Genomic DNA, 24903 nt, shown 5'->3' with positions numbered 1-24903 from the left:
GAATCCGTCGCCTTTTGCCCGAAATCGGATATGTATGATTCCGCGGGATTATCAAGATAAATCAGCCACTTGCTGCTGCAAGGCCTTTATCGGCGATTTCTTTACTGGCGCTTCAACGCCGTTACATGGCCGTTTACAGCCAGCTGTCGGTGATGGGACGACGACCGCGCGACTCCATCCACAAGTTGAACGAGTCCTTCCACTTCTTGTGAGCCTGTCGTTGCCAGTCCATCAGGTCGCCAAGCCTGAGATTTCCGACCTGCGGGTAGAGTGTGGACATCGGCCTGATGAGGTCCACGGCTGCGGTGGTGTCGGCGGTCGCGTCGTGGAAATCGCCGTGTGGCTCGACTCCGTAGTATTCGGTGGTGTAGGTCAGCGTACGTTTGCCGTGACGATGCGAGATCTCCCGGTCGATGACCAACGGGTCGACCACCAAAAGCTCGTCCGGCAACGCCTCCAGATTCCAACGTTTCAAGTCTCCGGCCAGCATCCGCACATCGAAAGGCGCGTTGTAGGCCAGCAGCGGGATGTGCTTGGTCTGGGCGGCGCTGACAATGGATCCGATGGCGGCGATGGCGTCGGTCGGTTGTGCACCGTTGGCCTCGAGGAATTCGTCAGTGAATCCGTTGACCCGGCTGGCACCCGCGCTGATGTGACGATGAGGATTGATGACCCGTTCCGCCACGACATCGCCTTCATAGCCCCTTGTCGGGTCGCGTAAAACCAGCGAGGCCGAGACGATCGCATCGGTGGAACCGGTGCCGGTGGTCTCCGTATCGAAACCAAGCAGCCACGCCTCTTTCAATGTCGTGTCGTCATCCTGCGCAGGGACCTGTGCTATGGCGTCGAGCATGGTTGCCGCAATGTCCGTGTCGGTATTGTTCTTGATTGGTGTCATATCCATATTGTGCGTTGCGATTCCGACATTGTATTACCTTTATATAAAGGGATGTCGATCCCTGGCCGATGGCTCTTTCTTGTCCGGATCGGCAATATATGCCGACGTGCGGTATCGGCCTTCGGGTCCCATATTGTCGATAAAACCGTATAGGCATGTCGTCGATGTCATAATAAACAGTGGCAAAGGCGCGTGTCGGCCGCGGCACCGGCGATGCGTAGAATGGTAACGTGACACAAACCGACCAGGCACAGCCCAAGCAGCAGAAGCGCGAGACGACCGCCCAGAAGCGTGCGCGTTTCGAAACGCTGGCGATGCCTGCCGTCAACGTGCTGTATCGTCAGGCGATGAAGCTTACGAACAACACCGAGGATGCTCAGGATTTGGTGCAGGACGCCTACGAGCGTGCGTTCAAGGCGTTTGACAGTTTCCGCCCCGGCAGCAACTTCGAGGCGTGGATGACCACCATCGAGCGCAACGCCTACTTCAACCAGTATGCCAAAGCCAAGCGCCGCCCCCAGCGTGCCAACGATTCAACGGGGGAGTACGACGACTGGGACATCTATTCCGCCTCGGACCATTCTTCTGAGGGGCTGAAATCCGCCGAGCAGGAGTATCTGGACGGTTTCGCGCCCGCCGAAATCATGCAGGCGTTGGATTCGCTTTCGCCCGAACGTCGGCAGGTGTTCATCGACACCGCTATTGACGGCAAATCATACAAGCAGGTCGCCGCCGAACAGGGCATCAAGATAGGAACCGTGATGAGCCGGCTCAATCGCGCTCGCTCTCAGCTGAAAAAGGAGCTGACCGACTATGCCCGCCAGCGCGGTTACGGCAAGGATGCGTCGGAAAAATCCGCACAAGAGGCCCAAAAGCAGGTTGCCGCGCAGGATTCGGGGGTGGCACAACAGGCGGAGAAATAGAAGAGAACCGTATCTTCACTATCCGCGAACCCCAAAATAGCCAAAATGAGCAATAATAGTCAATTAGAAGTCACGGAAGGGAAATATCGATGGACGGACGAATCAAGCGCACCAGTCGAGTGGTGGTGAGAAGCCAGCATTCCGACGGTGTCATGCGTACCGACATCGAAGTCTCCCGTTATGATTCTGAGAGCCGCCTTCCTGATGACGAATGCTTCAATCCGGAATCCTGTTGCGACGCGCGAGAGAAAGTCCTGATCGCCGAATTGCGTGAGCTTTTGCGACCGGCTGTTGCTCCGGAATGCCTGTTTGCCAAGCTTCAGGCGACACTTGATCGTTGCTGCCTCGAGGAGTCCTGCGGCGGCGAAGTCGCGTCTGCATAGCCGTTTCGTTTATCAAAATTCGTTTCCAGCCACGCTTTGATGTGTGGCTTTTTGATGTGTCGATTGATACTGGTTACACTTTGACCTCTGGAAATGTTGACAGTGCTGTCGGTATTGATGCTTGTTGATTGGTGCTGATAATGGGTGACAGGCGCTGGCAGCGTTGCCATTGCCGCGAATGTGCAGCCGGTCTGGTATACGAAAAATGCCTCGCTTGTTGCGAGGCATTCGTCATTTTTACGTACCTAACGGAACTCAGGCATTTGGCCTTTTGCCGTGGTTGGCCGCCTTCTTGCGGCGATCCTTACGCTTACGTCCGCGCATTCCCATGATGGACTCCTTTACGTTCAATGAATAAGCCTTAGGTATTATCGCACGTTGTTGCGACTTCGTATGGGGTTTACTGCTGGTTTCAAGTCAGTTCCGCTAGTTTTCGTCTACTTTAAACTCCTAAAACATACGAAAACTAGCAGGATTGACCGGTTATTCGCAATTCTCACACTGGTGTGAGTCGCAAGCACCTATCAAGCGAGCCGGCAAATGGTTCAGCGCTGCTCGGCCATGAAATAGAGGTTGGTCGTGCTGGTCTCGCCCGGAGCCACGATGATCAGGTCCTTGCCGCTGTTGAACGCGTTGGCATACGCGGTCTGCGGTTCGATGGCGACGCCGGCCGGGTGGCTATCCGGCGCGAACCCGGTGCCGGTGCACATCTGGAAGGAGGTGATGGTCTTGTCGCCACCGACGTGCACGCTCAGTCCGTCCGGGCGTGTCAGTGTGGCGAAGACGTTGCCGTCGGCGTCGCGCTCCACATCGGTCCACGCGTCATCGAAGGGCTGTTCGGTCAGGGCAGTGGGCTTGCGCAGGTCGTACTTGCCGCGCACGGGCTCGGTGCCGGTTGGCAGCAGACGTTCGTTGACGGTGACATGCGTGCGAGCCGGAATGGTGACTTTACACTGGGCGTTCTGGCCGTCGATCTCGTCGCCGTAACCGTCGAATCCGTTGGCGATCCACGGATGGATGGCCAAGGCCCATGGCGCGTTGACGTTGTCGTTGTTAGTGGCGGAGAGGGTGAGCGTAAGCCCGTCATCGCTCAAGCTGAAGACGGCGCGAACCAGAAGGTCGAAAGGATAGCCCTTCATGTTGCCGGTGCGCCAGGTCAGCGCCACGCGGTCCTCTTTCAGGCTCTCCAGATTCCAGAAGGCGCGGTAGCCGTAGCCGTGGATGGCGTTGTGCTTTTCGTGTTCGTCGATCGGCAGTTCGTAGGTCTTGCCCTCGAAGGTGTACACGCCGTCCTCTATACGGTTGGGGAAGGGGACGAGCAGCTGCCCGTTGGAACATGGCACCGTCTTATCCGGGTCCCACGAGGCGATCATATCCTTGCCGTGGTAGGTGAGCTTGCGCAGCGTCGCACCGAGTTCGGTGACTACGGCCGTGTAGTCTCCGTGCGAAATGGTGAATTGTTGGCCCGAGCGGAGGGGCAGTGTCGTTGAAGTCATATCAACTCCTGTTATAGAAACGTAATTGTTACCGTTCACTATTCTAATGCGGCACCCTGCTTAATCTGCATCCGACGTTTGCATGCGATTTTGCCAAATTCAGACGTTCTTGGCGCTCCAAGGGACTCGGAATAGCGCAATTGGGCCCATTCTTCAATAAAACGGTTCTCTTGACGCACCAAGAGAACCGTTTTATAAGAGAATCATGCTTAGGTTAAAGTTTCCTTGAATTTCCGACTTCGGCGGCTGCTTTACCAAGTACCGATTGCAGCGACGGAGGCGCCGAGCACTTTCACCAGATCGTTCGGGTTGAGGCCGACGCTGAAGCCGCGCTTGCCGCCGGAAATGATGATCTCATCGAATTGCATGGCGCTTTTGTCCAGAACCGTCTTGTGTTTGGTGCGTTGCCCCAACGGCGAGATGCCGCCGACCACATAGCCGCTTTCGCGTTGTGCCACTTTAGGGTCGGCCATGGCTGCCTTTTTGGCTCCGACTGCGGCCGCAAGATATTTCATATCCAGATGCCCGCTCACGGGTACCACGCCGATGACGCGTTCGGAACCGGTATCGGCCATCAGCGTCTTGAACGAACGATGCGGATCGATGCCGAGTTTTTCAGCGCCTTCAAGCCCGTAGCCTTCGTCCATATGGTCGGAGGAATGCTCGTACTCATAGATTTTGAAGGGGATGCCCGCCTCACTCAGTTCCCGTGTCGCCGGGGTGGAGGCCGTTCCTGCCGCTTTCTTATGTTTCTTGCTCATGTTTTCAGTTGTACCATTTCCGCGGCAAGTATGTGCAGCCATCGGCATTGCGTGACATTCCAGCCCCCGCCAGTGGAAATTGCCAGTAGCCTGTGAGCGATTCCGACATAAATGAGCCGCTGGTGATGACTCAGTGGCGTGATGAATATGGCGTGACCTGATAATTGCGGCATAAATAGGCCGATGCGCATGTCTTAGCGGCTCATTTATGCCGCAAGTTTGAAAAGGACCTGTGACATGATGAAGGCCTCCGTCCCAATATTGGGTGGAGGCCTTCATCAATAAGCTACCTATTTAATATATAACAGATACCTATGGTTACCGCGATGTGCTCACTTGCTGATCTCAGCGAAGTAGAGCAGGGTGCGGATCATGTTGCAGGTGAAGCCGTACTCGTTGTCGTAGAAGGCGACAGTGCGGGCCAGCGTGGTGCCGTCGATGGTGTTGACATCGGTCTGGGTGGGATCGAAGACGCCGCCGTGGGTGTCGTCGATGATGTCGGAGGTGACGATGTTGTCAGCGTTGTAGCCGAAGGTCTCGTTGTCCTCGAAGGCCTTCTTGGCAGCGGCGTTGATCTCGTCGGCGGAGACTTCCTTGTTGAGCACGGTGAAGAGCTCGGTGAAGGAGCCGTCAGGGATCTGCACGCGCTGAGCGTGGCCCTGCAGCTTGCCGTTGACCGAAGGAACGACCTTGCCGATCGCCTTGGCGGCGCCGGTGGAGTGCTCGATGGTGTTGACGGCGGCGGCACGGTTGTTGCGCGGCTTGGAGCCACGAGGGCCGTCAAGCAGCATCTGGCTGCCGGTGTAGGCGTGCACGGTGGTCATGAAGCCGACCTTGATGCCGAAGTTGTCATCAAGGAGCTTGACGAGCGCCGCGAAGGAGTTCGTGGTGCAGGAGCCGGCGGAAACGATGTTGTCGCTGGGCTTGAGGATCTCCTGGTTGACACCGAAGACGACGGTCGGGGTGGTGTCATCCTTGGCCGGAGCGGAGATAAGGACCTTCTTGGCGCCGGCGTCCAGGTGAGCCTGGCTCTTGGCGGCGGAGGTGTAGAAGCCGGTGCACTCGAGCACGAACTCGACGCCATCGTTCTTCACCCACGGAATGTTGCGGGCGTCCTTCTCGGCATAGACCTTGTATTCCTTGCCGTCGACCACGATCGCGTCATCGGTGGACTCGACCTTGACCGGGGTGCCGTCATCGTGACGGAACGTGCCGTGAACGCTGTCGTACTTGAGCAGGTAAGCGAGCATCGCCGGAGTCGTCAGATCATTGATTGCTGCGACCTCGATGTCACTGGCCTCGCCGCCGCGGGCCTGAAGTTCGAAAATGCGACGGAACGCAAGACGTCCGATACGGCCAAAACCGTTAATACCAATCTTTACTGTCATGTAATTCTCCCTAACGGAAACAACTTGGGGACGCGGGCTCGCGCCCTAAGCTGTATATTTACCAACAGTTGTTATTTTAACGTGTCTCCTCTACCGAAAAAGGTGTTTTCCCATGTTTCCGGGTCAAAACCCACCAAAATTTTGTTAGCGTTCACAACAATCGGACGCTTGACCAACATGCCATTGGTTGCAAGGAGTTTCAGCTGCTCATCCTCGCTCATTTCGGGTAGTTTGGTCTTGAGTTTCATTTCGCGGTAGGGCATGCCTGAAGTATTGAAGAAACGCTTCAGCGGCAGACCGCTCGCCTTCCACCATCGCTTGAGTTCGGCGGCGGTGGGGTTGTCGCCTTTGATGTCGCGTTCGGTGAAGTCGATGTTGTTTTCGCCCAGCCATCGGCGCGCTTTGGCACAGGTGGTGCAGTGGTTGTAGCACACGAAGAGCACCTTGCCGTCCTGCTGGGCTGGATCTGGCTTTTCAGTTGTGGAATTCGAGCTGGTTTTCGCGTTGGTCATGACGGGTCCTTTCATTACGTCATTGCGTTGCTGATTTGATACTAGGACTTTTTGAAAGCTGAAATACGAAAAAATCCAATCGTGCGCTAACAGACAAAAGCTGTTTTGCTTTAACGTGACTTGTTGAGCAGTGCCGAGACTTGCGAGGCCAACGGCCCCAACGTTTCCGTGGCCTTGACATCGGTTTTGAACGTAGGCAATGCAGCGACGAATGGGAAAGTGATGATCAGTGTGCCGTCGGCCACGCTGATCGAGGCTGGACACCCGTCGAGCAGTTCGTTGCTCACCCCGAGCACGGTGTCGCTGCGCATCGTGCCGTTTTCCAGTTCGTACTTGAGTCCCGTTTCGGTGACCCCTCGCGAGATATCGGCGTGGGAGAAAACCGAAACCATGCGGTTTATGGCGTCGGCACTCGCATCGGAAGTCGTTCTTAAACCGTGAATGATGGTATTTTGATCGTTGGGATCCGTTTTTACGGTTTTGGCATTGGTTTTATTTGCTTTGCCGGCAGTGTGCAAGTCGTTGGCAGGGAAGTGGAGCGAGCCGTTGCAGATGGCGGTGACCACGCTGCGCTCACCGTATAGCAGTCCGTGGCCGCCGTTGTGGGCAAGTAGCGCGAGCGTCTGGATATTGGCGATGGTGTGGTCGATTCGTCCGCCGAGTCCGCCATAAATACGAAAATCCCGGTAGCCCCGTGTCCATCCGGCTTTCAGTGCCGAAAGCATGTCCGGATCGTCGTGTTCCGGTGGCAACGCTATGGTTTCCGCACCTGCCGGAACCTGTACGTTCGCCGAATCAAAGTCTCCGATGACCAAGTCAACCCGAACCCCCAACTCGCGCGCGTGGTCAAGCCCCCGTCCGCCGCGATAACGAAGCCATTTTCTGGAAGTGCGTCGCCGGATGGTTCATTGCTGTAATACGTTCCGGCGGCAAAGATGACACAAGTTTGAGACATACCGCAATTGTAGATTGACGGGTGCGCCGCATGACAATCGTGATTTTGAAAAGCTTTGAATTTGTGAGGAACCACGACCATAACATAATATGGTGCATATTCGAGTTCATCATCAAGGGGGATTTGTGAGCAGCCATTCCATCGTCGTGCGCCATATCACGCCGGCCGATTTCGAGGCCAAGGCCCGAGTGCACTCGCAGACCTGGCACGAGACCTATCAGGGCAAATTGCCGCAATGGCTGGTCGACAAGATCACGCCGGAGTTTGCCTTTGAAGTCACCAAGCGCCATGACCCGGCGAGCGTGTTCGTAGCGCTGGTGGACGATGAGGTGGTCGGTTACGCCGAATTCGCTAATCCTGCCCGCGAACCCAGCGACTATCCCAATTGCGCGGAATTGGGCGCAATATATGTCCTTAACCGTTGCCAGGGCCTCGGAATCGGGCGCAAGCTGGCACAGGCTGTTTTCGACGCGTTGCCCACCAAACGTGTGGTGCTCTGGGTGCTGGAATTCAACGATAAGGCGCAGGGCTTTTATCGTCACATTGGTTTCCACCCCACCGGCCAAGTGCAGACGGAAGACGGCGGTGCGTCGAAAGAGCTGGAATACGCCAATTTTGATGTCTCTGAGTAAAGCAATGAAAAGTGACGGGCAGCTTCGACTCGGTTGCCCGTCACTTTTCATTTCAATGGCCTATCGGCAATCACATTTGGACGATGATTTTGACGTGGTGTTCGGCGTCGTTGCGCAGCGCCTTGAATCCCTTCTCCACGATATCGTCGACCTTGATCCGGTCGGTGATGAATTGCGAGAGGTCGATGTGCTTGTCGTGGACCAGCTTGATGACCTCTTCATGGTCATGGGCATAACCGATGGAAGCACCGACGAGCTTTTCGGGCAAGATGAGCTCGGACAGGACGTCAAGTGTGACAGGCTTGGCGTGCAATGCCACGATTTCCAGCCTTCCCTCCGGATGGAGCGCGGAAAGGAGCTGATGGACGACGATTTCGGAACCAGCCGCATCGAACGCGATATCCGCTCCGTTGCCATCGGTCTCTTTATGCACGCGTTTGCCCAGGTCCTCCTTGCTGGGGTCGACGACGATATCTGCCGCTCCGGAACTCAGCGCCTTTTCCTTGCGGACGTTGGAAAGCTCGGACATGATGACCCGGACTCCCTTGGCCTTGAGCACGGTGCCGATCAGCAGGCCGATAGGACCGGCGCCGCCGACCACGGCCGTCTGGCCTGGCTGGGGATCGGTGCGACGGACCGCATGATAGGCCACCGACATGGGTTCGATGAGCGCCGCCTGGTCAAGGGGCAGATCCCCGATTGCGTGTACCCAGCGGGATTCGACCACGATGTGTTCGCTCAGACCGCCGCCCTTGCCGTTGATGCCGATGAAGCCCATCTTCTCGCATGCGTTGTAGTTGCCGGACTTGCAGGCACTGCATTCGCCGCACACCATGAGCGGCTCGACCACGACGTGGTCGCCGACCTTGACGGTGGTGTCGACGTCATCTGCGATTTCCTCGACAACGCCTGAGAATTCATGGCCGAAACCTGTGGGGAGCTTCTCTCCGGAAAGCGGGTGTGCGACACCAGGGGTGATGCCGCCGCTTTCAGGACCATCAAAGTAAAGATGCAGATCCGACCCGCAGATGCCGGTGTAAGCCGGTTTGATCTTGATGGTTCCCGGTTTCAGCTCCGGTTCCGGAATATCGTCAATCTGAATATGTTCTTTGCCGTAATAACGTACAGCTCTCATACCTTCTCCTTTAAAATGTGATTGAAATCACATCTATGATAAGTCATTGACATCGATGTACCGGTTCGGGAATGTCCTGGATTGTCCGCAGATGGGGTATACTTAATACTCGGCTTGAGAAATCAAGAAAGTGGGTGCGCCCCACCTGGAAGCTTTTCGTAGCTTCGGGTTCAAGGCATTCCTTGCTTTGGCAGGGAATCGAAAGTGCGGTATTTGCCGTGGCTTTCTACGGTATTGATTGAGTTTGATGCTTGTGTTTTGAATCTTTGTTGCGATTATTGCCGAGTTGATTCGGTATTTGTTTTCGACGGCGGTGCATTCAGCAGTAGCAAGGATTGGAGTTCATCATCAGCGCAGAACCACGCATTAACGACGAGATACGCGTTTCCAAGGTACGCCTGATCGGCCCGAACAGCGAGCAGGTCGGTGTCATCGCGACCTCAGTCGCATTGAATCTGGCCAAGGAAGCCAATCTCGATTTGGTTGAAGTGGCGCCGAACGCAGATCCTCCGGTGGCCAAGCTCATCGACTATGGCAAGTACAAGTACAACGAGAAGATCAAGCAGCGTGAGGCACGTCGTAATCAGAGTGCGGCCGAGATCAAGGAAATTCGTTTCCGCTTGAAGATAGACGAACATGATTTTGAGACCAAGAAGGGCCATGTCATCCGCTTCCTTTCTGGCGGCGACAAGGTCAAGGTCACCATCATGCTGCGCGGTCGCGAGCAGTCCCGTCCGATTGGCGGGGTGGAGCTTTTGCAGCGTCTGGCCGATGAGGTCTCCGAATACGGCACCATCGAGTTCTACCCGAAGCACGAAGGGCGCAACATCTTCATGACGTTGGCTCCCAAGGGCAAGAAAGTGCACGCCCAGTCCGAGCAGCGTCGTCGTGGCGCCGATACCCGTGCCGATCGCCAGGCCCGCCAGAAAGCTCGTCTTGCCGCCAAAGAGAAGGAAAAGGCGCAGGAGGCCGGTAAGGCGAAGGCTGCGGTCAACGAGATCAAAGGGGCGCAGACGGATGCTGGAGAAAAGCCCGCCAAAGCTTCTGCTGCAAAGCCGACAGTCAAGGCCGGCAAGAGCGAAATGCCTGCTAAATCGACTGCGTCTGCGAAAGCCGTCAAATCGGTTGCGCCGAAAAGCGGCAAGGCAAAGTCCGCAACTTCAGCCAAGCCCGCAAAACCGGCCAAGCCGATGCCCAGGGCAAAAAAGTAACAACAAGATTTTTGTGTCTGCCGATTCACACGTCAGCAGGCACAGGACATCGAAGAATGAATTCGATTTCCGAAGGAAAATAGGAGGGCAGCAATGCCGAAGATGAAAACCAATTCCGCCGCGAAAAAGCGCGTCCGCGTCACCGGTACGGGCAAGCTCATGCAGGCTGGCACCTCGATGCGCCACAACCTTGAGCACAAGTCCGCGCGCAAGCGCCGCAACCTCTCCCGCGACCAGGTGCTGGCCACGGCTCAGAGCAAGAACATGCGAAAGCTGCTCGGTCGCTGAATCGGCTCGGTTTATAGGGTATACAAGGTTTAATAGAAAGCTAGAGGAAACAATATGGCACGTGTCAAGCGCGCAGTGAACGCTCATAAGAAGCGTCGCGTCGTCTTAAAGAGGGCTTCGGGCTATCGTGGTCAGCGCTCCCGTTCGTATCGTCGCGCGAAAGAGCAGCTGCTCCATTCATTTAACTACAACTTCCGCGACCGCAAGGCGCGTAAGGGCGATTTCCGCAAGCTGTGGATCCAGCGTATCAACGCTGCTGTCCGCGCCCAAGGCATCACCTACAACCGCTTCATGCAGGGTCTGAAGCTCGCGGGCATCGAACTTGACCGTCGCGCCCTGGCCGAGCTGGCCGTTTCCGATCCGGACACGTTCAAGATCATCGTCGACCAGGCCAAGGGTGCACTGCCCAAGGACGTCAACGCTCCTGTGAACGCCTGAGTTTTTCTCAAGCGACATCTTTCAAGCCCTGCATTTTTAGATGTGGGGCTTGTTTTTTTATGTTCATCTCGAAGTGGTGGTATTGTCGGGCGGAGACGTATGACATGACGAAATCACTCCGATATCGATTACCTGTGGCAAAGGTTGTCGCGGTTTGGTATTCAGAACGGGTGTGTCGTGTGTCCCACCAACGGAGGCCGTGGCTACAATGGACGAATCGAAGCCGACTGATGGCAGTGGCAAAGGTGCCCGACACATGCCCGATTCAGATGGCGATGTTGCGAATCAAGACATGCCGAATGGCATCGTTGCGAATCAAGCCATTTCCTTTGAAGACGTGCTCAGGCGCAGCAAAGCCCACTATCGTGTCATTCGCCGTAAACGGACGGGTATCAATGCTCTCAAGTCGTTGATGGCGCTGTGTGTAGTCGTGGCGGTGGCGCTGGCGTTGTGGCTGCCTGCGAACCAGTACGTCAATTCCCGAGAGCAGGAACGGCAAGCCGTCACCGCCATGAACCGGGTCAAAAAATGGCCGCAGGGCCGCGTTGCCCAAGAACTTAACAAGGCCAGACAATACAATGCCGGCATCGCCGCCGGCAGTCAGTCATTCGGCGAGTATACCGATCCCTTTGCTTCCGATTCGGCAGCTAAGAAAGACAAGAACAAAGTCGTTACTCGTTCCGAACGCGACACGGTCTATCAGGGACTGCTCAACAGCGGAGGGGGTGTGATGGGCATGGTGCGAATCCCCAAAATCTCCCTGAAACTGCCGATCTACCATGGCACTTCGGATGCGGTGCTCGACAAAGGTGCCGGCCATCTTTACGGCACCAGCTTGCCGGTTGGCGGGAAATCGACGAACGCCGTGATTACCGGCCATACCGGGCGGCCTTATGAGCTGTTGTTCACTCGACTTGACGAGCTTAAAAAAGTGATGTCATCTATATCAACACGCTCGGACCACACCTTCGGTTATCAGATTACGTCCATACACGTCGTGTTACCCGATGACACGCGCTATTACAAAGTCGTGCCCGGCAAAGACATCCTCACGTTGATGACCTGTACACCGTATGGCGTCAATTCGCACAGGTTGGTGATTACTGCCGAGCGGCGTCCGATTCCTAAGGACATCCCATACCCTGACGACGCATCTGGCGACGGGGTGCTTGCAGGGGGTTGCGCGGCCTTGGCGATTCTTTCTTTGGGGATAATTATCAATGTAATTCGCCATCGGCGTAAATGGCCCGTCCGTCATCGCAAATGATTTTCTTTTGATGTGATGCAATAGTTTGATGTGATGCAATAGCGAGATTTGAGACATCCTATCAAACCTTATATATACGCCTAAAATGGTTAAAAACCGAGTAAATCAAAGATAAAAAGCCGCTTTATTGCCCTTGTGATTCTCCGTTGTACCAATTTGTTATACAATAGTTATTGATTAAAAATATTAATCAACGGATGTTTCGGTAGTGCCGAAGGTGGCAACTATGGTACGCAATGGTGATAAAAACAGCAGGCTGGTGACTTCCCTGTGCGCATTCCTGCTCGCTGTTCTGCTTGTCGTGGCGCAGGGCGTGGCCGGCTCCCTCGGTTCCGTTTCCTCGAAAAGCATCGCGAATGCCGCTGAGGTATCGACGCAGGATGTCCCGCTGACCAGCAAGCCCAAGCTGACCAAGATGTTGGCTGACAACCAGCACATCGTGCTCAACAACTATTTCCCCCTGACCAGCCGTGAACAGATGCGTGCCGATTTTGTCGTACGCGTGCGTCATGGCCAGGTCAACGTCAACGCGACGAACGCGGCGAATATGGCTTGGCAATGCTCCGACGGAACGTATCATATCGGTCAAAGCTGCGGCATGATCATCCGATATGCCTACAACATGAACCTGCTGCTCAGTGGTGCCGTCAACACACTTGATTACAAGAATACGATATCGGGCAAAACCGGCGCCATGAACTGGGCGGCCAATCAGGGCGATTCCTTCACTATTCACAGTGTGCTGACAGCAGGAAATTATGATTATCTCACCGTCTCGGTGACCTGTGCTCTCGATGTGACGGGGATAACGACCAGTGCATATGACGTAGGGGGCTCAAAGCTCAACCAATATCTATGGGTTGAGGTGCCGACCGTGGCTTTGAATTCCATTCCACCCAATTATGGCGGGCTTTATCCCGTGTTGGCCACAGAGCAACTGGGTGTCGACACCGACTATATGACCAACGTCCTTGCAGATTATCCGGCCTATATCTATCAGGATACGCTGTGCGGCGATAATTCGGATGGGCAGGAATGCAACGGACCGCGCGCCATGGTTGGTTGGAATGAGAAGCCGGCCTTGTGGAGCGGCGGGCAGGCCAACTGGGGGCTGGTCACCGATTTCGGTCTCACGGCCAACAGTACTGATTACAATCCCGGCGTTGCCCCGCCCACATCGTTCTTCGTGAAATGGTTCAATCGGGCATCGGCCTCGTCGCCCTGTTCCAATACGTCTTCCTATTATTTCCAATGGATTGGCTTGAAAGACGGCCAATGGGTGCCGGTGACCGATTTGACTCCGCATGCCCAGTTGGTCTCGCAGGCGGCGATCAACAGCGAGCGGATCTACGACGCGCGCAACGACAATGCCGGATTCGCATTCAACAATACCAACGCTTCCTTGCATCTGCGTTCGATGCAAGGTTCCGGAGGAGGATTGAGCATCGCGCAGAACGAGGACGGATCCATCGATTTTGCGAGGGCCAGGGCCGATCAGGGCCTTGATGGTTATTTCAAGCTGGTTACGTGGCCTGTTACCAATCCTGGCGACAGCAGATGCACGACATCCACTATCTCTTCTTCCCCTTGGACTCAGAAATTCAGCCCGCGCGATATCTTCAACCCGTTGTCCACACAATTGGAGAACAATGAAGAGCCCGGAATCTCGGCTTCCATGAGCCAAACCGAAATCGCCGCGCTGGTCAACAAGGCCTGGGTGATCGATACCGTCTTCAACAAGTACGGTCTGCCGGTCCGCCCGCCGGTCATCACCACCCCGACCGAAAATGCGTATGTCGGCCTGCATCCGACGATCAATGGCACCGGCGAGCCGGGAGCCACCATCACCCTCTATGCCGAGGAAGACGGCAATCTTATCGATCCGAACAATCCCAATGATCCTGACAGGGCGGGCCGTTTGGTCGGTACGGCGGTCGTGGACCCAAGCGGCAATTGGTCGATTGTCGATACAGGCAATACAAAAGTGACGGGATCCCAGCGCTACCATGCCACGCAGACCGCTGTCAGGGATTCGGAGGATATCACTTCGGAGTTCTCCAACATCCGTACGGTCCAGTTCGCGGTGCCGAGCACTGCGCCGCCGGTCACGTCGATCGATGTGCCGCATACGACCAATCCGAATGGTGGCGTGCTACTTGGGACCGATAGGGTTGTTATCCATGGCACAGCGAGCCCGAACTCGCCGGGTGAGACGCTGAAGGTCTACGTCCGGCATGCGTCCGATCCGCCGATGAGTGAGGGCGATATCATCAGTGGCTGCACGGAGGTCCTTACCAATGCTGGATCGCAGAATTGGTCGTGTGAAGTGGCTCCGTCGTTCTTCACCAGCGAGTTGGCCCAGGGCGAGGATTATGTGTTCGTCGCAAAGCTGGTCAACACTACGGGAGGTGTAGATTCCGGCTTCTCGGCAGACAAGGAACAGATTGTCGATATGACAGCGCCTTTTGTCTCCTTTGATGCTTTGCAGCCTTTGAACACGATTAGCGGCACTGCATATCTCGATGCGGCCCATACGGTTCCCGCCACCGGGGCGACGGTTCATATCCATTGGCCTGACAATTCTGAGGATACAGCGACAGTTCAAGCGGGTGGCACCTGGTCGTTCTCTGTACCATCGGGTATGACATCTGGTCAGGTCAGGGTGTATGGCATTGATCCGCAGACCAACGAGTCCGATTGGATTGTTCATGATCTTGAATTGTCCGCGCCGGTCTATTCGTTGCCGTTGACTGGCGACCACAGCAAGCTTGTGTTGATCATCGCCGGAATTATCGCGGCGTTGCTGGCGATTGGAGCCGGTGTCTACGCGGTGATCGATAGAAAAATGAGGTTTGGAAAGGCGGCGGCCGATGATCCCTAAATTGGTGTGTTCCCGGGCGACGTCCCCGTTGACGTTGATGTCGCTCCCGCCGCCCGGGACGTCTGGCTGTTGCAGGTCGATGGCGGTATAGCGACTGAATGACAGCTAATCGCCGAACATAATCAATATCAATATTTGAAAAACGAAATTTCACAGAGAAAGTGAGTCATCATGAATATCAGCAAAGGATTGAGACGCGGTGTTGGCGGTGTTGTCGCCGCTGCGGCTCTTTTGGCGTTGGCGATGGTGCCTGCGGGCACCGCGTTGGCGGATACCAACATTCCCATTGATCAGAACGCCAATACGACGTTGACGATCAAGGGCAAAGGTTCCAGGCTACGTGGACATTACTTCACCGCAATGCGCATCGGTGCCTATGGCAATGCACAGACCCCGACCGTCGGTGGCGGGAAATTGTCCTCGGTTGGTGTGGATTCCAGCCAGGTCGATGCCGGCGGCGTGCCGGCCAATGAGCAAATCATGCAGGCCATGAAGGACGCCTATACAACCACCAGCACCAGCGGCTCTTTGCCTTCCGGTTATGGCAACAACCCTGTTGGCGCGGTTGCGGTTACGTGGCTTGGCTTCCCCTCGTCTATCACACCTCCTTCCGGAGAGACGGCGGATACCACCTCGAATTCAAGTTCGGCGGCTTGGAGTGGCAGCCTTCGTAAGTTCGTCACCACGTTGACAAAGAACACGAATTTCAAGAATCGTCTTGCCGATGCCACACATGGTCACGAAGTGCAGGCTTCGACTACAGTGCTTGATGATGATGACACCACAGTTGAATTCAGTGTCAAACAGGGTATCTACATCGTCGTCGACACCACCGCCAACCACGGCACAGTGAGTTCTACCACCATTCCGGCATCGATTCCGATGTTGGCAAGCACGGCAGTGGTTGACACCGCAAGTACCCCGAATGTCTACGATGCCTTTTCCACAAGTCCGTTGGTCAAGCTCGGTGAAGTCAGCGTGAAGAACGACCCGCTGATCGTCAAGAAGAAAATGATCGACCCGACCACGGGCAACGCCTCCGTCGGCGATACCTTGACCTATATGATTGTTTCCAAGGTGCCGTTGACCACAGGATTCAGCCATTACACCTACGTGGTCAAGGATGACCCTTCGGCAGGTTTGACCTATCAGGGAGTAACCAGCGTCAAGTTCTCCACTGACGCCAATTTTACGGATACCGGGATTGAACATACATTGACCGGTTCTGATTATACGGTGTCTGGCGGTGCCTCTTCCGGAGCCCCGGTGGAGTTCAACTTCTCCGGTAGTATCATTAATTTCACGCAAGGTACCCCATCGTATTACAATGACTATATCAAGATCACCTATACGATGAAGATTGATGACAGCGCACGTGAAGGCACCCAGTTGCAGAACGGTGTGTCGTTGACCCATTCCAACGATCCGGGCAATCCGCCAACTGGTGACGGCGGAACTCCTGGAGACGGTACGACTACTACCATCGACAACAGCGGTGACTCGACCGGCACCGTCAAGACGTATATGTACGGCTTCAGTCTTGCCGATGTCGACAAGAACAACCATGCGACGTATTTGACCGGTGGTGAATTCCAGGTCAAGCAGGGCGCCACGGTGATTAAGTTCAAGAAGCTGGGTGATGGAACGTATCAGAGGGCAGCAGACCAAACGGCTGCTGTCGATAACATTACCATATTCGATACGTTGACTCCTGCTGCCGGCGGTGGCAGTGGAACCTATGACCTGGCTATCGGCAGGATGCGGTTCACAGGCCTTGCGGAAGGAACCTACACTGTTGTGCAGAACACGGTGCCGGTACCGTATTCGTCTCTGGGCAAATCGACCTTCACCGTCACGGTTTCGACCGATACAGCTACCACTTCTGTTCCTGTTCCAACCGCTGAGACGCCTGCGTACTCCAACTCCCATGATGGATGGGACTTGGTTGCTGAAGCTAACTGGAACCCGACAACCGATCCTAATCATTACATCCTCGTGCAGGAGATTAACTCCATCTCGCAGCTGCCGATGACCGGCGGCGCGGGTGCGATTTTGGTCGGCCTTGTTGTCATCGTCTTGCTCGGTGGTGCTGGAGCGCTCTTCTTCATCACCCGCCGCGGCGAGAAGTCCTTGAGCCAGGAAATCTGATGTTCTAGCTTTCTCATCCGAGAAAAACCTGTGCAGCCCACACGCCGTCGTAAACGGTACGTGGGCTGTATGGGTTTTCTTGCTGGATGGAGCAATCGCAAAAGTCGTCTAATGAAGTGAAAATGGAACCATGAACGGAACGGACGCACTGCTTGGCCAGTTTCTGGCGCATATCGACGTGGAGCGCGGGCTCGCGAAATCCACGGTGAAGGCGTACGCGGCCGATATCCGCAAGTATCTTGGATGGCTGGAAGACCAGGATATCAAGGATTTGGCAAGTGTCACCAGCCATGACGTCGAGGCGTACGTCGCTGCGCTCGACAAAGCGGGGAGAGCGGGCGCAGCAAGGCTCGGCGGCTCGCCAGCGTCCATGAATTCCACAAGTTCGCGTTGACGCAGGGTGTGGTGGCCGACGACGTTTCCGCACGGGTCAAGGCGCCGAAAGCCAATGGGCACTTGCCGGACGTGCTGAGCGTCGACGAGGTCACACGGTTGCTGGACGCGGCTTCGATGGGTGGGAGCGACGACCCGGTGGTGTTGCGCGACAAGGCGTTACTGGAGTTCATGTATGCTACCGGCTGCCGCGTTTCCGAGGCCGTCGACGCCGATCTCAACGACGTCGACACCGACGAGCGGGTAGTGGTGCTTACCGGCAAAGGTTCGAAACAACGTTTGGTGCCGTTGGGGGGAGTATGCGATCAAGGCTCTGCAACGCTACGTTTCGCTGGGGCGGCCGCAACTCGAGGCCAAGGCCAAAGGAGGCAGGGAGCGGCGTGCGATATTCCTCAACAAACGCGGCCGGCGGATTTCGCGGCAATCAGTATGGGAAGTCGTCAAAGCGGCGGGAGAGCGCGCGCATATCGACAAACCGCTGCATCCGCACACCCTTCGTCATTCCTTCGCCACCCATCTGATCCAGGGCGGCGCCGATGTGCGTACTGTTCAGGAGCTTCTTGGGCACGCCTCGGTGACCACCACGCAGATCTACACCCACGTCAGCCCCGAAACCCTCATCGAAACCTACCTGACCGCCCATCCCCGTGCGCGGTGATGCGATAAAAATCAGGATTTCGGCATCAGAATCCTGATTTTGAGCGCATGTTCGTTGAAGCTGCGATGAAACTCACGATTAGGGGACGATTTTGCTGATTTTCCTCGCATGGTGGACGAGACTGCAAAAGGCAGAGAGAAGTCGGGTTGTTGGCATGCGAACGGATTATGATGGCTATCAGTATTGCGTAGCGAAGAGGCGGGAGAGTGCGATGGCAAGGAAAAGTGCGAAGCCACGCGGAGCCAATGGCGGGAATACGAGTAATAACACTGGCAAAAGCCGTCTCAAAAGACCGAACGGCGATAGCTCGCAAAAGTCCAAGAGCCAATACCGTGACGGCGGGTTCAGCGCGGAGCGGTGGCTCGGCGAGGAACAGCCGAAGCGCGTGGTGCAAGGCAAGCTTTCGCTTCCCGGCACCATATCCGTCAAACCGGCGGATGAGAGCGTGAACAGGCCTGTTGGTAGCATGAAAGGCATGCCTACCGATCTTCTTGGACGAAACTATGAGACTTTTCCCGCGCCCCCGACGCTCGACCACCATGGCCCCGCGCGCATCATCGCGATGTGCAACCAGAAGGGCGGGGTCGGCAAGACGACCAGCTCCATCAACATCGGCGGTGCGCTGAGCCAATATGGCCGCCGTGTGCTTATCGTCGACTTCGATCCGCAAGGCGCGGCCAGCGTAGGACTCGGCATCAACGCAAACACGGTGGACGCCACCATCTACAACGCGTTGTTCGACCCCTCGCTGGATGTACACGACGTGGTGCAGCACACCGATTTCGAAAACCTCGACATCATTCCGGCCAACATCGACCTTTCTGCGGCCGAGGTGCAGCTGGTGACTGAAGTGGGGCGCGAGCGCATCCTTGCCAGCGTTTTGGAAGGCGTGAAGAACGAATACGATGTCATCATCGTCGATTGCCAGCCTTCGTTGGGCCTTCTCACTGTCAACGCGCTTGCCGCCGCCGACGGCGTGATCATTCCCGTGGCCGCCGAGTTCTTCGCGCTGCGCGGTGTGGCGCTGTTGATGCAATCCATCGAAAAGGTCCGTTCGCGTATCAATCCTCAGCTTGAGGTCTACGGCGTATTGGTGACCATGTACACCTCGACCCTGCACTGCGAGGAAGTGTTGCAGCGCATCTACGAGGCCTTCCAGGACAAGGTCTTCCACTCCGTCATCTCCCGTTCCATCAAATTGCCGGATTCGAACGTGGCCGCCGCGCCGATCACCATCTACGCGCCGAACCACAAGACGGCCAAAGAATATCGGGAGACCGCGCGCGAGCTTATCGCCCGTGGAATCGTGGACTGAGGGTCGCGGGTTTGCTCTGCGTGGCATGTGAGGGGATTTTTCAGATACTGCCGCATATAGTGTGTAAGTGAGGTGTCGTGAACGTAGATGGGCTGAGTGCTCCCGTTGATGATGCCGCATTGAGGTCGACGCGCGCGGATAACACCGATGGTGAGGCGCCGCAAAAAGCCGAAGACAAAGGTTTTTTGGTCAATCTCGCCGTCTATTCGGGGCCGTTCGACGCGCTGCTGACGATGATCGCGAACCGCAAGCTTGAGCTGACCGAAGTCTCGCTTTCGGCCATTACCGAGGAATTCATCGAATACGTACGCGGACTCGACATGGCTCGTGACATGGAGAAGGTCAGCGCTTTCCTTGAAGTCGCTTCTGTTCTGGTGGAGGCCAAGAGCGCGGCGATTCTGCCGGGAGACGAGAACGGCGAACGCGATGAGCAGAGCATGGAGGCCCTGCGTGAGAGGGATCTGCTGTTCGCCAGACTCGTGCAATATCGCGCGTTCAAAAGCGCCGCCAACGATTTTCGTGAGCTTTTCGCCGCCAATTCCGGGCGTTTCGCGCATCCTTCCTTCAGCGACCCGGCCATTGCCGCCATGCTTCCCGAACTGGCATGGACGCTTGGTCCGGAGGATTTGGCCAGGATCGCCGTTGAGGTGTTTCTCAACGCCCCCGCCGACGAGGTGCGGCTCGATCAGCTTCATGTCTCGCAAGTCGATTTGAAGCAGCAGTCGCAGATTGTGCGTAGCCGTCTGCGCGAACTTGGCTCCGGCGGCTCGATGACCTTTGGCGAGCTGACGGACGATGCCACGAGCGCGTTGGTGGTCGTCGCCAGGTTTTTGGCGATCTTGCTGTTTTTCAAGCAAGGCGTGTTGCAGTATAAGCAGTCGGGGCCTTTTGAGGATTTGCACTTACGATGGGTGCCAGGTGCCGATGACGGGGACGACGCCGTGGAAGTGAACGAAGGTGATTTCGCATGAGTGAAACCAATGATATGGACGTAAACGGCGTGGAATCGACAGGCGGGAACGGATTCGTTGAATCTGCTGCGGGGATCGATATGGAAGATCCGAATACTCTTGAAGCCGATGATGAATCAGGTGATGATGCCCAAAGCGAAACCGGGAACGAGGCGGGCGACACCGAGCAAGAAAAATATGAAAACTCTGACCGGGGCAATGATTCGAAGACTTACGGGTCCGGCGAAGGCAATGACGCTTCGGCAATAGGTCCAGATTCGCCCTCCACGCGTCCCGAGTATGTGGATTTTTGTGTTGACGATTTTCCGGGTGGGTTGCAATCCTGTCTTGAAGCGATTCTGATGGTGGCCGACCAGCCTCAACAGGCGGCCGACCTGGCCCGTGTGTTGGCGGTTGATGAGGATCAGGTCACCGCTGCCCTTCAGGCGATGCAACGCGAATACGACGGCGACGCAACACGGGATCTCGCCCCTCGGGGATTCGAGCTGCGGCATACTGCCCGTGGCTGGCAATACGGCAATCGTGCCGTGTTCGAACCGGTGGTTTCGGCTTTCGTCACCGACGGGCAGATGGCGCGGCTTTCGCAGGCGGCGCTCGAGGCCCTTGCCATTGTGGCCTATAAGCAGCCGGTCACCCGTGCTCAGATCGCGGCCATCCGTGGGGTCAATTCCGACGGTGTGGTGCGTGCGTTGAACGTGCGTGGCCTGATCCGCGAAGAGGGTGCCGATCCCGATTCCCGTGCGGCGTTTCTGGTCACCACCGGACTGTTCCTTGAGAAAATGGGCCTTGAATCGCTCGATCAGCTGCCCGAACTCGCCCCCTTCATGCCGAAGGCCAGTGATGTGGTCAGCCAGGCCGAAAAAGCGGATACCGACGCCTCGGTTGCTGCCGCTTCCGCCATTCAGGGCGAAACCGAGACCGTGTCCGGCTTCGCGAGCTGAAATTGCGATGTCGGCATACGGCTTCTTCGATTCGAAATCCATGACTCGCAGTAAAACGATGTGGCACACTTGGTAATCTTGATTTGGTAATGTTGGCTGAAGAAATCGGACATAGCGAAGGAGCATATCGACATGTGGCAAGGCAATGTGACGGAACGCAAGGCGGGCCCGCCCGAGGTCGGGGTCTCCGTCATTATCTTCGCGCTTGCCCATGCGCACGACAGTCAGGAAAAGAAAACAGGGAAAGCGACGCATGACGAGTTGTGGATACCGCTGGTGCGGCGCGTGCGCGAACCGTTCAAGGGCATGTGGGCGTTGCCCGGCGGCGGCTTGCTGGTAGGCAGGTCGCTGGAATGGTCGGCGTTCGTGGCTCTGGAATCGACTACGAACCTGCGTCCCCGTTATCTTGAACAGCTCTACACCTTTGGCGACCCGCATCGTTCCGGATCGGCCTTGCCCATGGTCTCGATCGTCTATTGGGCTCTTATCGGCAGCACTCAGGTCGACGATCTGCGTGACGGCGACAATGTGCGATGGTTCGCTGAATCCGCCTTGCCGCCTCTCGCTTTCGACCATGCCGAAATCATCAGATACGCGTTGGATCGGCTGCGTTCCAGGATGTCATATCCCGACGTGGCTTCCAAATTGGTGGGTCCGCGCTTCACCTTGCGTCGCCTTCACGATGTCTATGAGGCCATCGCCGGTCGTACGTTCGATCTGGGCAATTTCCGCCGCAAGATGCTTGCTTCCGGACAGCTTGAAGACACGGGGGAGAAGCTGGCGGAAGGCCGGCACCGACCGGCCGCCGTCTATCGTTACGTTCCCGAGGTCGTGGCCAAAGGCAACGAGATATGGAAAGCGTGGGACACAGAGCTCAATCCCAAGCCGGTCGGCTCCGTTTCGGCATATGACCCCTCGGCAACATCCGACGACGCCCTTTCCCCGTTGACCACGGACTGAGACCGACGCGGATGGCGCGGCCCGATGGCCTCACGACCCGTCGGGTCGGTGGCGGTGACGATTCCCGCAGCATGTCAAACCGTGATCTCGCAGGGATTAGCAAATAGCGTATCCGTGTCGGGATACATGGATACCATTGTGAAGGTTTGTGTGTAAGTAGAAGGTTAGAGTAGTTCTATCTGATAAACACCCAAGAAAAGGTAACTAGGAGAGGCTTTTATGGCGGTACGTGGTGATATTCGAAATGTGGCGATCGTGGCTCACGTCGATCACGGCAAGACCACGCTGGTCAATGCGATGCTTCAGCAGTCGCATGTGTTCAGCGAACGTGAGGAAGTGCCGGACCGTGTGATGGATTCCAACGACCTCGAGCGTGAGAAGGGCATCACCATCCTCGCCAAGAACACCGCCGTGCAATACACCGGTCCGCTGGCCGCCAAGTACGGCGAGCCCGACGGCATCACCATCAACGTCATCGACACCCCCGGCCATGCCGATTTCGGCGGCGAGGTGGAACGCGGCATCTCCATGGTCGACGGCGTCGTGCTGCTGGTCGATGCTTCCGAAGGTCCGTTGCCGCAGACGCGTTTCGTGCTGCGCAAGGCGCTCGAGGCCAAGCTGCCCGTGATTCTTTGCATCAACAAGGTCGACCGCCCCGACGCGCGTATTTCCGAGGTCGTCAGCGAATCCACCGATCTGCTGCTCGGCTTGGCCCAGGACGTCAGTGAGGAAGGCGTCGATCTCGATCTCGACTCCCTCTTGGATCTGCCGGTCATCTACTGCGCCGCCAAGGCGGGCTATGCCTCGCGCAACCAGCCGGAAGACGGCGGCCTGCCGGACAACAAGGACCTCGAGCCGCTGTTCGACACCATCATCTCCAACATCCCCGCGCCACAATACACCGAAGGCGCACCCCTGCAGGCGCATGTCACCAATATCGACGCCTCCGACTATCTCGGCCGTCTGGGCCTGGTCCGCATCTACAACGGCACCCTCAAGAAGGGCAAGCAGTACGGCCTGTCCCGCGTCGACGGCTCCATTGAGAACTTCAAGCTCACCGAGATCCTGCGCACGCAGGGCCTCGACCGCAGCCCGGTCGATGAAGCCGGCCCCGGCGATATCGTCGCCGTCGCTGGTGTCGACGACATCATGATCGGCGAAACCATTGTCGATCCCAACGATCCCAAGCCGCTGCCGCTCATCCACGTCGACGATCCGGCGATTTCCATGACCTTCGGCGTCAACGATTCCCCGCTGGCCGGCCGCGAGGGCAAGGACCACAAGCTCACCGCCCGTATGATCAAGGACAGGCTCGACCGCGAGCTCATCGGCAACGTCTCCATCAAGGTCCTGCCGACTGACCGTCCCGATGCCTGGGAGGTTCAGGGCCGTGGCGAACTCGCGCTTGCCATCCTCGCCGAGCAAATGCGCCGCGAAGGCTACGAGCTGACCGTGGGCCGCCCGCAGGTGGTCACCAAGACCATCGACGGCAAGCTCAACGAGCCTATGGAATCCGACACCATCGACGTGCCCGAGGAATACATGGGCGCAGTCACCCAGCTCATGGCCGACCGCAAGGGCCGCATGGACTCCATGGCCAACCACGGTTCCGGTTGGGTGCGCATGCAGTTCACGGTTCCTTCCCGTGGCCTGATCGGTTTCCGTACCGCGCTTTTGACCGCTACCCGCGGCACCGGTATCTCCAGCTCCATCTCCGCCGGATACGCTCCGTGGGCGGGCGAGATCGTGACCCGTCAGAACGGCTCCATGATCTCCGACCGTGCCGGCACCGCCACCCCCTACGCCATGCAGCGTCTGCAGGCCCGCGGCAACTTCTTCGTCGAACCGCAGTCCAACGTCTACGAGGGCCAGGTCGTCGGCATCAACAACAAACCTGACGAGCTCGACGTCAACGTCACGCTGGCCAAGCACATGACCAACATGCGTTCCTCCACCGCCGACGTGCTCGAAACGCTTACCCCGCCGATCAAGATGAGCCTCGAAGAGGCGCTTGATTTCGCTAACGAGGACGAGTGCGTCGAGGTCACCCCAGAGGCCATCCGCGTGCGCAAGGTCATCCTCGACCGCGACGAGTGGTACAAGTGGCACGCACGCCAGCGTCGCCAGAACGCCAGCAAGAACAAGTAAGACTCATCCTTTTAGCTCAATGCGCACCCACCATCTAGAACGGATGTGGGTGCGCATTTGTCATAAAGGCCGACGTGCGGCGTGCTGGTAAATCACCGATAAGACCGATTAACTGTGTTTTACTTGTTATGGTCGAGCAAGCAGGCAAAAAGATGCAATTGGGAAGGTGTGATGCTGCCTTTGACCGCCCGATGAGGCATA

At 56.7% G+C, this 24903-nt stretch carries 20 protein-coding genes and 2 pseudogenes; 15 read left to right on the top strand and 7 right to left on the bottom strand.

Annotation, left to right across the window (positions count from 1 at the left end):
• Positions 1-133 precede the first annotated feature (133 nt).
• A complete protein-coding gene (locus tag OZX74_RS06330) occupies positions 134-904 on the bottom strand; it encodes an exonuclease domain-containing protein (RefSeq protein ID WP_277156113.1) in 771 nt (256 codons plus the stop codon).
• A 308-nt stretch (positions 905-1212) separates the two neighbouring features.
• Between OZX74_RS06330 and OZX74_RS06325 the strand changes: the two genes are divergently transcribed.
• Together OZX74_RS06325 and OZX74_RS06320 are read left to right on the top strand one after the other, a co-directional pair.
• Entirely contained in the window at positions 1213-1821 is a 609-nt protein-coding gene (locus OZX74_RS06325) for a sigma-70 family RNA polymerase sigma factor (RefSeq protein WP_348519564.1), read from the top strand.
• 89 nt (positions 1822-1910) lie between these two features.
• On the top strand, positions 1911-2204 hold the full coding sequence (locus OZX74_RS06320; RefSeq protein ID WP_277156112.1) for a hypothetical protein: 294 nt from the start codon (positions 1911-1913) through the stop codon (positions 2202-2204).
• Positions 2205-2749: 545 nt separating this feature from the next.
• Here the strand turns inward: OZX74_RS06320 and OZX74_RS06315 are convergent.
• The 5 genes from OZX74_RS06315 to OZX74_RS09135 all read right to left on the bottom strand — a co-directional run bounded on the left by OZX74_RS06315 (position 2750) and on the right by OZX74_RS09135 (position 7176).
• The gene (locus tag OZX74_RS06315) at positions 2750-3700 is read right to left on the bottom strand and encodes an aldose 1-epimerase family protein (protein WP_277156111.1); all 951 of its coding nucleotides are present in this window, start codon (positions 3698-3700) and stop codon (positions 2750-2752) included.
• 251 nt (positions 3701-3951) lie between these two features.
• Positions 3952-4461 (bottom strand): Cys-tRNA(Pro) deacylase, encoded by a 510-nt coding sequence (gene ybaK / locus OZX74_RS06310; protein ID WP_277156110.1) that lies wholly within the window; start codon positions 4459-4461, stop codon positions 3952-3954.
• 332 nt (positions 4462-4793) lie between these two features.
• Positions 4794-5849 (bottom strand): type I glyceraldehyde-3-phosphate dehydrogenase, encoded by a 1056-nt coding sequence (gene gap / locus OZX74_RS06305; protein WP_277156109.1) that lies wholly within the window; start codon positions 5847-5849, stop codon positions 4794-4796.
• 71 nt (positions 5850-5920) lie between these two features.
• Entirely contained in the window at positions 5921-6292 is a 372-nt protein-coding gene (locus tag OZX74_RS06300) for an arsenate reductase family protein (RefSeq protein WP_348519563.1), read from the bottom strand.
• Between the two features lie 179 nt (positions 6293-6471).
• Positions 6472-7176 (bottom strand): thiamine pyrophosphokinase, encoded by a 705-nt coding sequence (locus OZX74_RS09135; protein ID WP_348519540.1) that lies wholly within the window; start codon positions 7174-7176, stop codon positions 6472-6474.
• 265 nt (positions 7177-7441) lie between these two features.
• Between OZX74_RS09135 and OZX74_RS06285 the strand changes: the two genes are divergently transcribed.
• Positions 7442-7948: a GNAT family N-acetyltransferase gene (locus OZX74_RS06285; RefSeq protein WP_277156107.1), complete on the top strand. Its 507-nt coding sequence runs from the start codon at positions 7442-7444 to the stop codon at positions 7946-7948.
• 70 nt (positions 7949-8018) lie between these two features.
• Here the strand turns inward: OZX74_RS06285 and OZX74_RS06280 are convergent, their stop codons facing one another.
• The gene (locus OZX74_RS06280; RefSeq protein ID WP_277156106.1) at positions 8019-9083 is read right to left on the bottom strand and encodes a 2,3-butanediol dehydrogenase; all 1065 of its coding nucleotides are present in this window, start codon (positions 9081-9083) and stop codon (positions 8019-8021) included.
• Between the two features lie 335 nt (positions 9084-9418).
• On the opposite strand from OZX74_RS06280, the pseudogene infC reads away from it, so the two are divergent.
• The 12 genes and pseudogenes from infC to typA form a co-directional block, all read left to right on the top strand.
• Positions 9419-10081: pseudogene (gene infC / locus OZX74_RS06275) on the top strand (translation initiation factor IF-3); the annotation flags it as partial.
• Positions 10082-10387: 306 nt separating this feature from the next.
• Positions 10388-10582 (top strand): 50S ribosomal protein L35, encoded by a 195-nt coding sequence (gene rpmI / locus OZX74_RS06270; RefSeq protein ID WP_277147283.1) that lies wholly within the window; start codon positions 10388-10390, stop codon positions 10580-10582.
• A 54-nt stretch (positions 10583-10636) separates the two neighbouring features.
• Positions 10637-11020, top strand: coding sequence for a 50S ribosomal protein L20 (rplT, locus tag OZX74_RS06265; protein WP_277156105.1), 384 nt, complete (start codon positions 10637-10639; stop codon positions 11018-11020).
• A 256-nt stretch (positions 11021-11276) separates the two neighbouring features.
• On the top strand, positions 11277-12287 hold the full coding sequence (locus tag OZX74_RS06260; RefSeq protein ID WP_277156104.1) for a class C sortase: 1011 nt from the start codon (positions 11277-11279) through the stop codon (positions 12285-12287).
• Between the two features lie 226 nt (positions 12288-12513).
• Entirely contained in the window at positions 12514-15168 is a 2655-nt protein-coding gene (locus OZX74_RS06255) for an LPXTG cell wall anchor domain-containing protein (protein ID WP_277156103.1), read from the top strand.
• Positions 15169-15339: 171 nt separating this feature from the next.
• A complete protein-coding gene (locus OZX74_RS06250) occupies positions 15340-17316 on the top strand; it encodes an isopeptide-forming domain-containing fimbrial protein (protein ID WP_277156102.1) in 1977 nt (658 codons plus the stop codon).
• A 130-nt stretch (positions 17317-17446) separates the two neighbouring features.
• A pseudogene (xerD, locus tag OZX74_RS06245) lies at positions 17447-18367 on the top strand (site-specific tyrosine recombinase XerD).
• A 475-nt stretch (positions 18368-18842) separates the two neighbouring features.
• Complete coding sequence (locus tag OZX74_RS06240; RefSeq protein WP_277157438.1) at positions 18843-19682, top strand: AAA family ATPase; 840 nt, start codon at positions 18843-18845, stop codon at positions 19680-19682.
• A 119-nt stretch (positions 19683-19801) separates the two neighbouring features.
• On the top strand, positions 19802-20653 hold the full coding sequence (locus OZX74_RS06235) for a ScpA family protein (protein ID WP_277157437.1): 852 nt from the start codon (positions 19802-19804) through the stop codon (positions 20651-20653).
• A gap of 245 nt (positions 20654-20898) precedes the next feature.
• Positions 20899-21594 carry an SMC-Scp complex subunit ScpB gene (gene scpB, locus OZX74_RS06230; protein WP_277157436.1) on the top strand — a complete coding sequence of 232 codons (696 nt, stop codon included), beginning with the start codon at positions 20899-20901 and terminating at the stop codon, positions 21592-21594.
• Positions 21595-21726: 132 nt separating this feature from the next.
• A complete protein-coding gene (locus tag OZX74_RS06225; RefSeq protein ID WP_277156101.1) occupies positions 21727-22554 on the top strand; it encodes an NUDIX hydrolase in 828 nt (275 codons plus the stop codon).
• A gap of 219 nt (positions 22555-22773) precedes the next feature.
• The gene (gene typA, locus OZX74_RS06220) at positions 22774-24702 is read left to right on the top strand and encodes a translational GTPase TypA (protein WP_277156100.1); all 1929 of its coding nucleotides are present in this window, start codon (positions 22774-22776) and stop codon (positions 24700-24702) included.
• The last annotated feature ends 201 nt before the right edge of the window (positions 24703-24903 follow it).

This window comes from Bifidobacterium sp. ESL0798, assembly GCF_029395415.1.
Classification (GTDB): domain Bacteria; phylum Actinomycetota; class Actinomycetes; order Actinomycetales; family Bifidobacteriaceae; genus Bifidobacterium.
The sequence above is the reverse complement of the archived record's forward strand: the minus strand, read 5'-3'. Positions and strand labels throughout refer to the sequence as shown.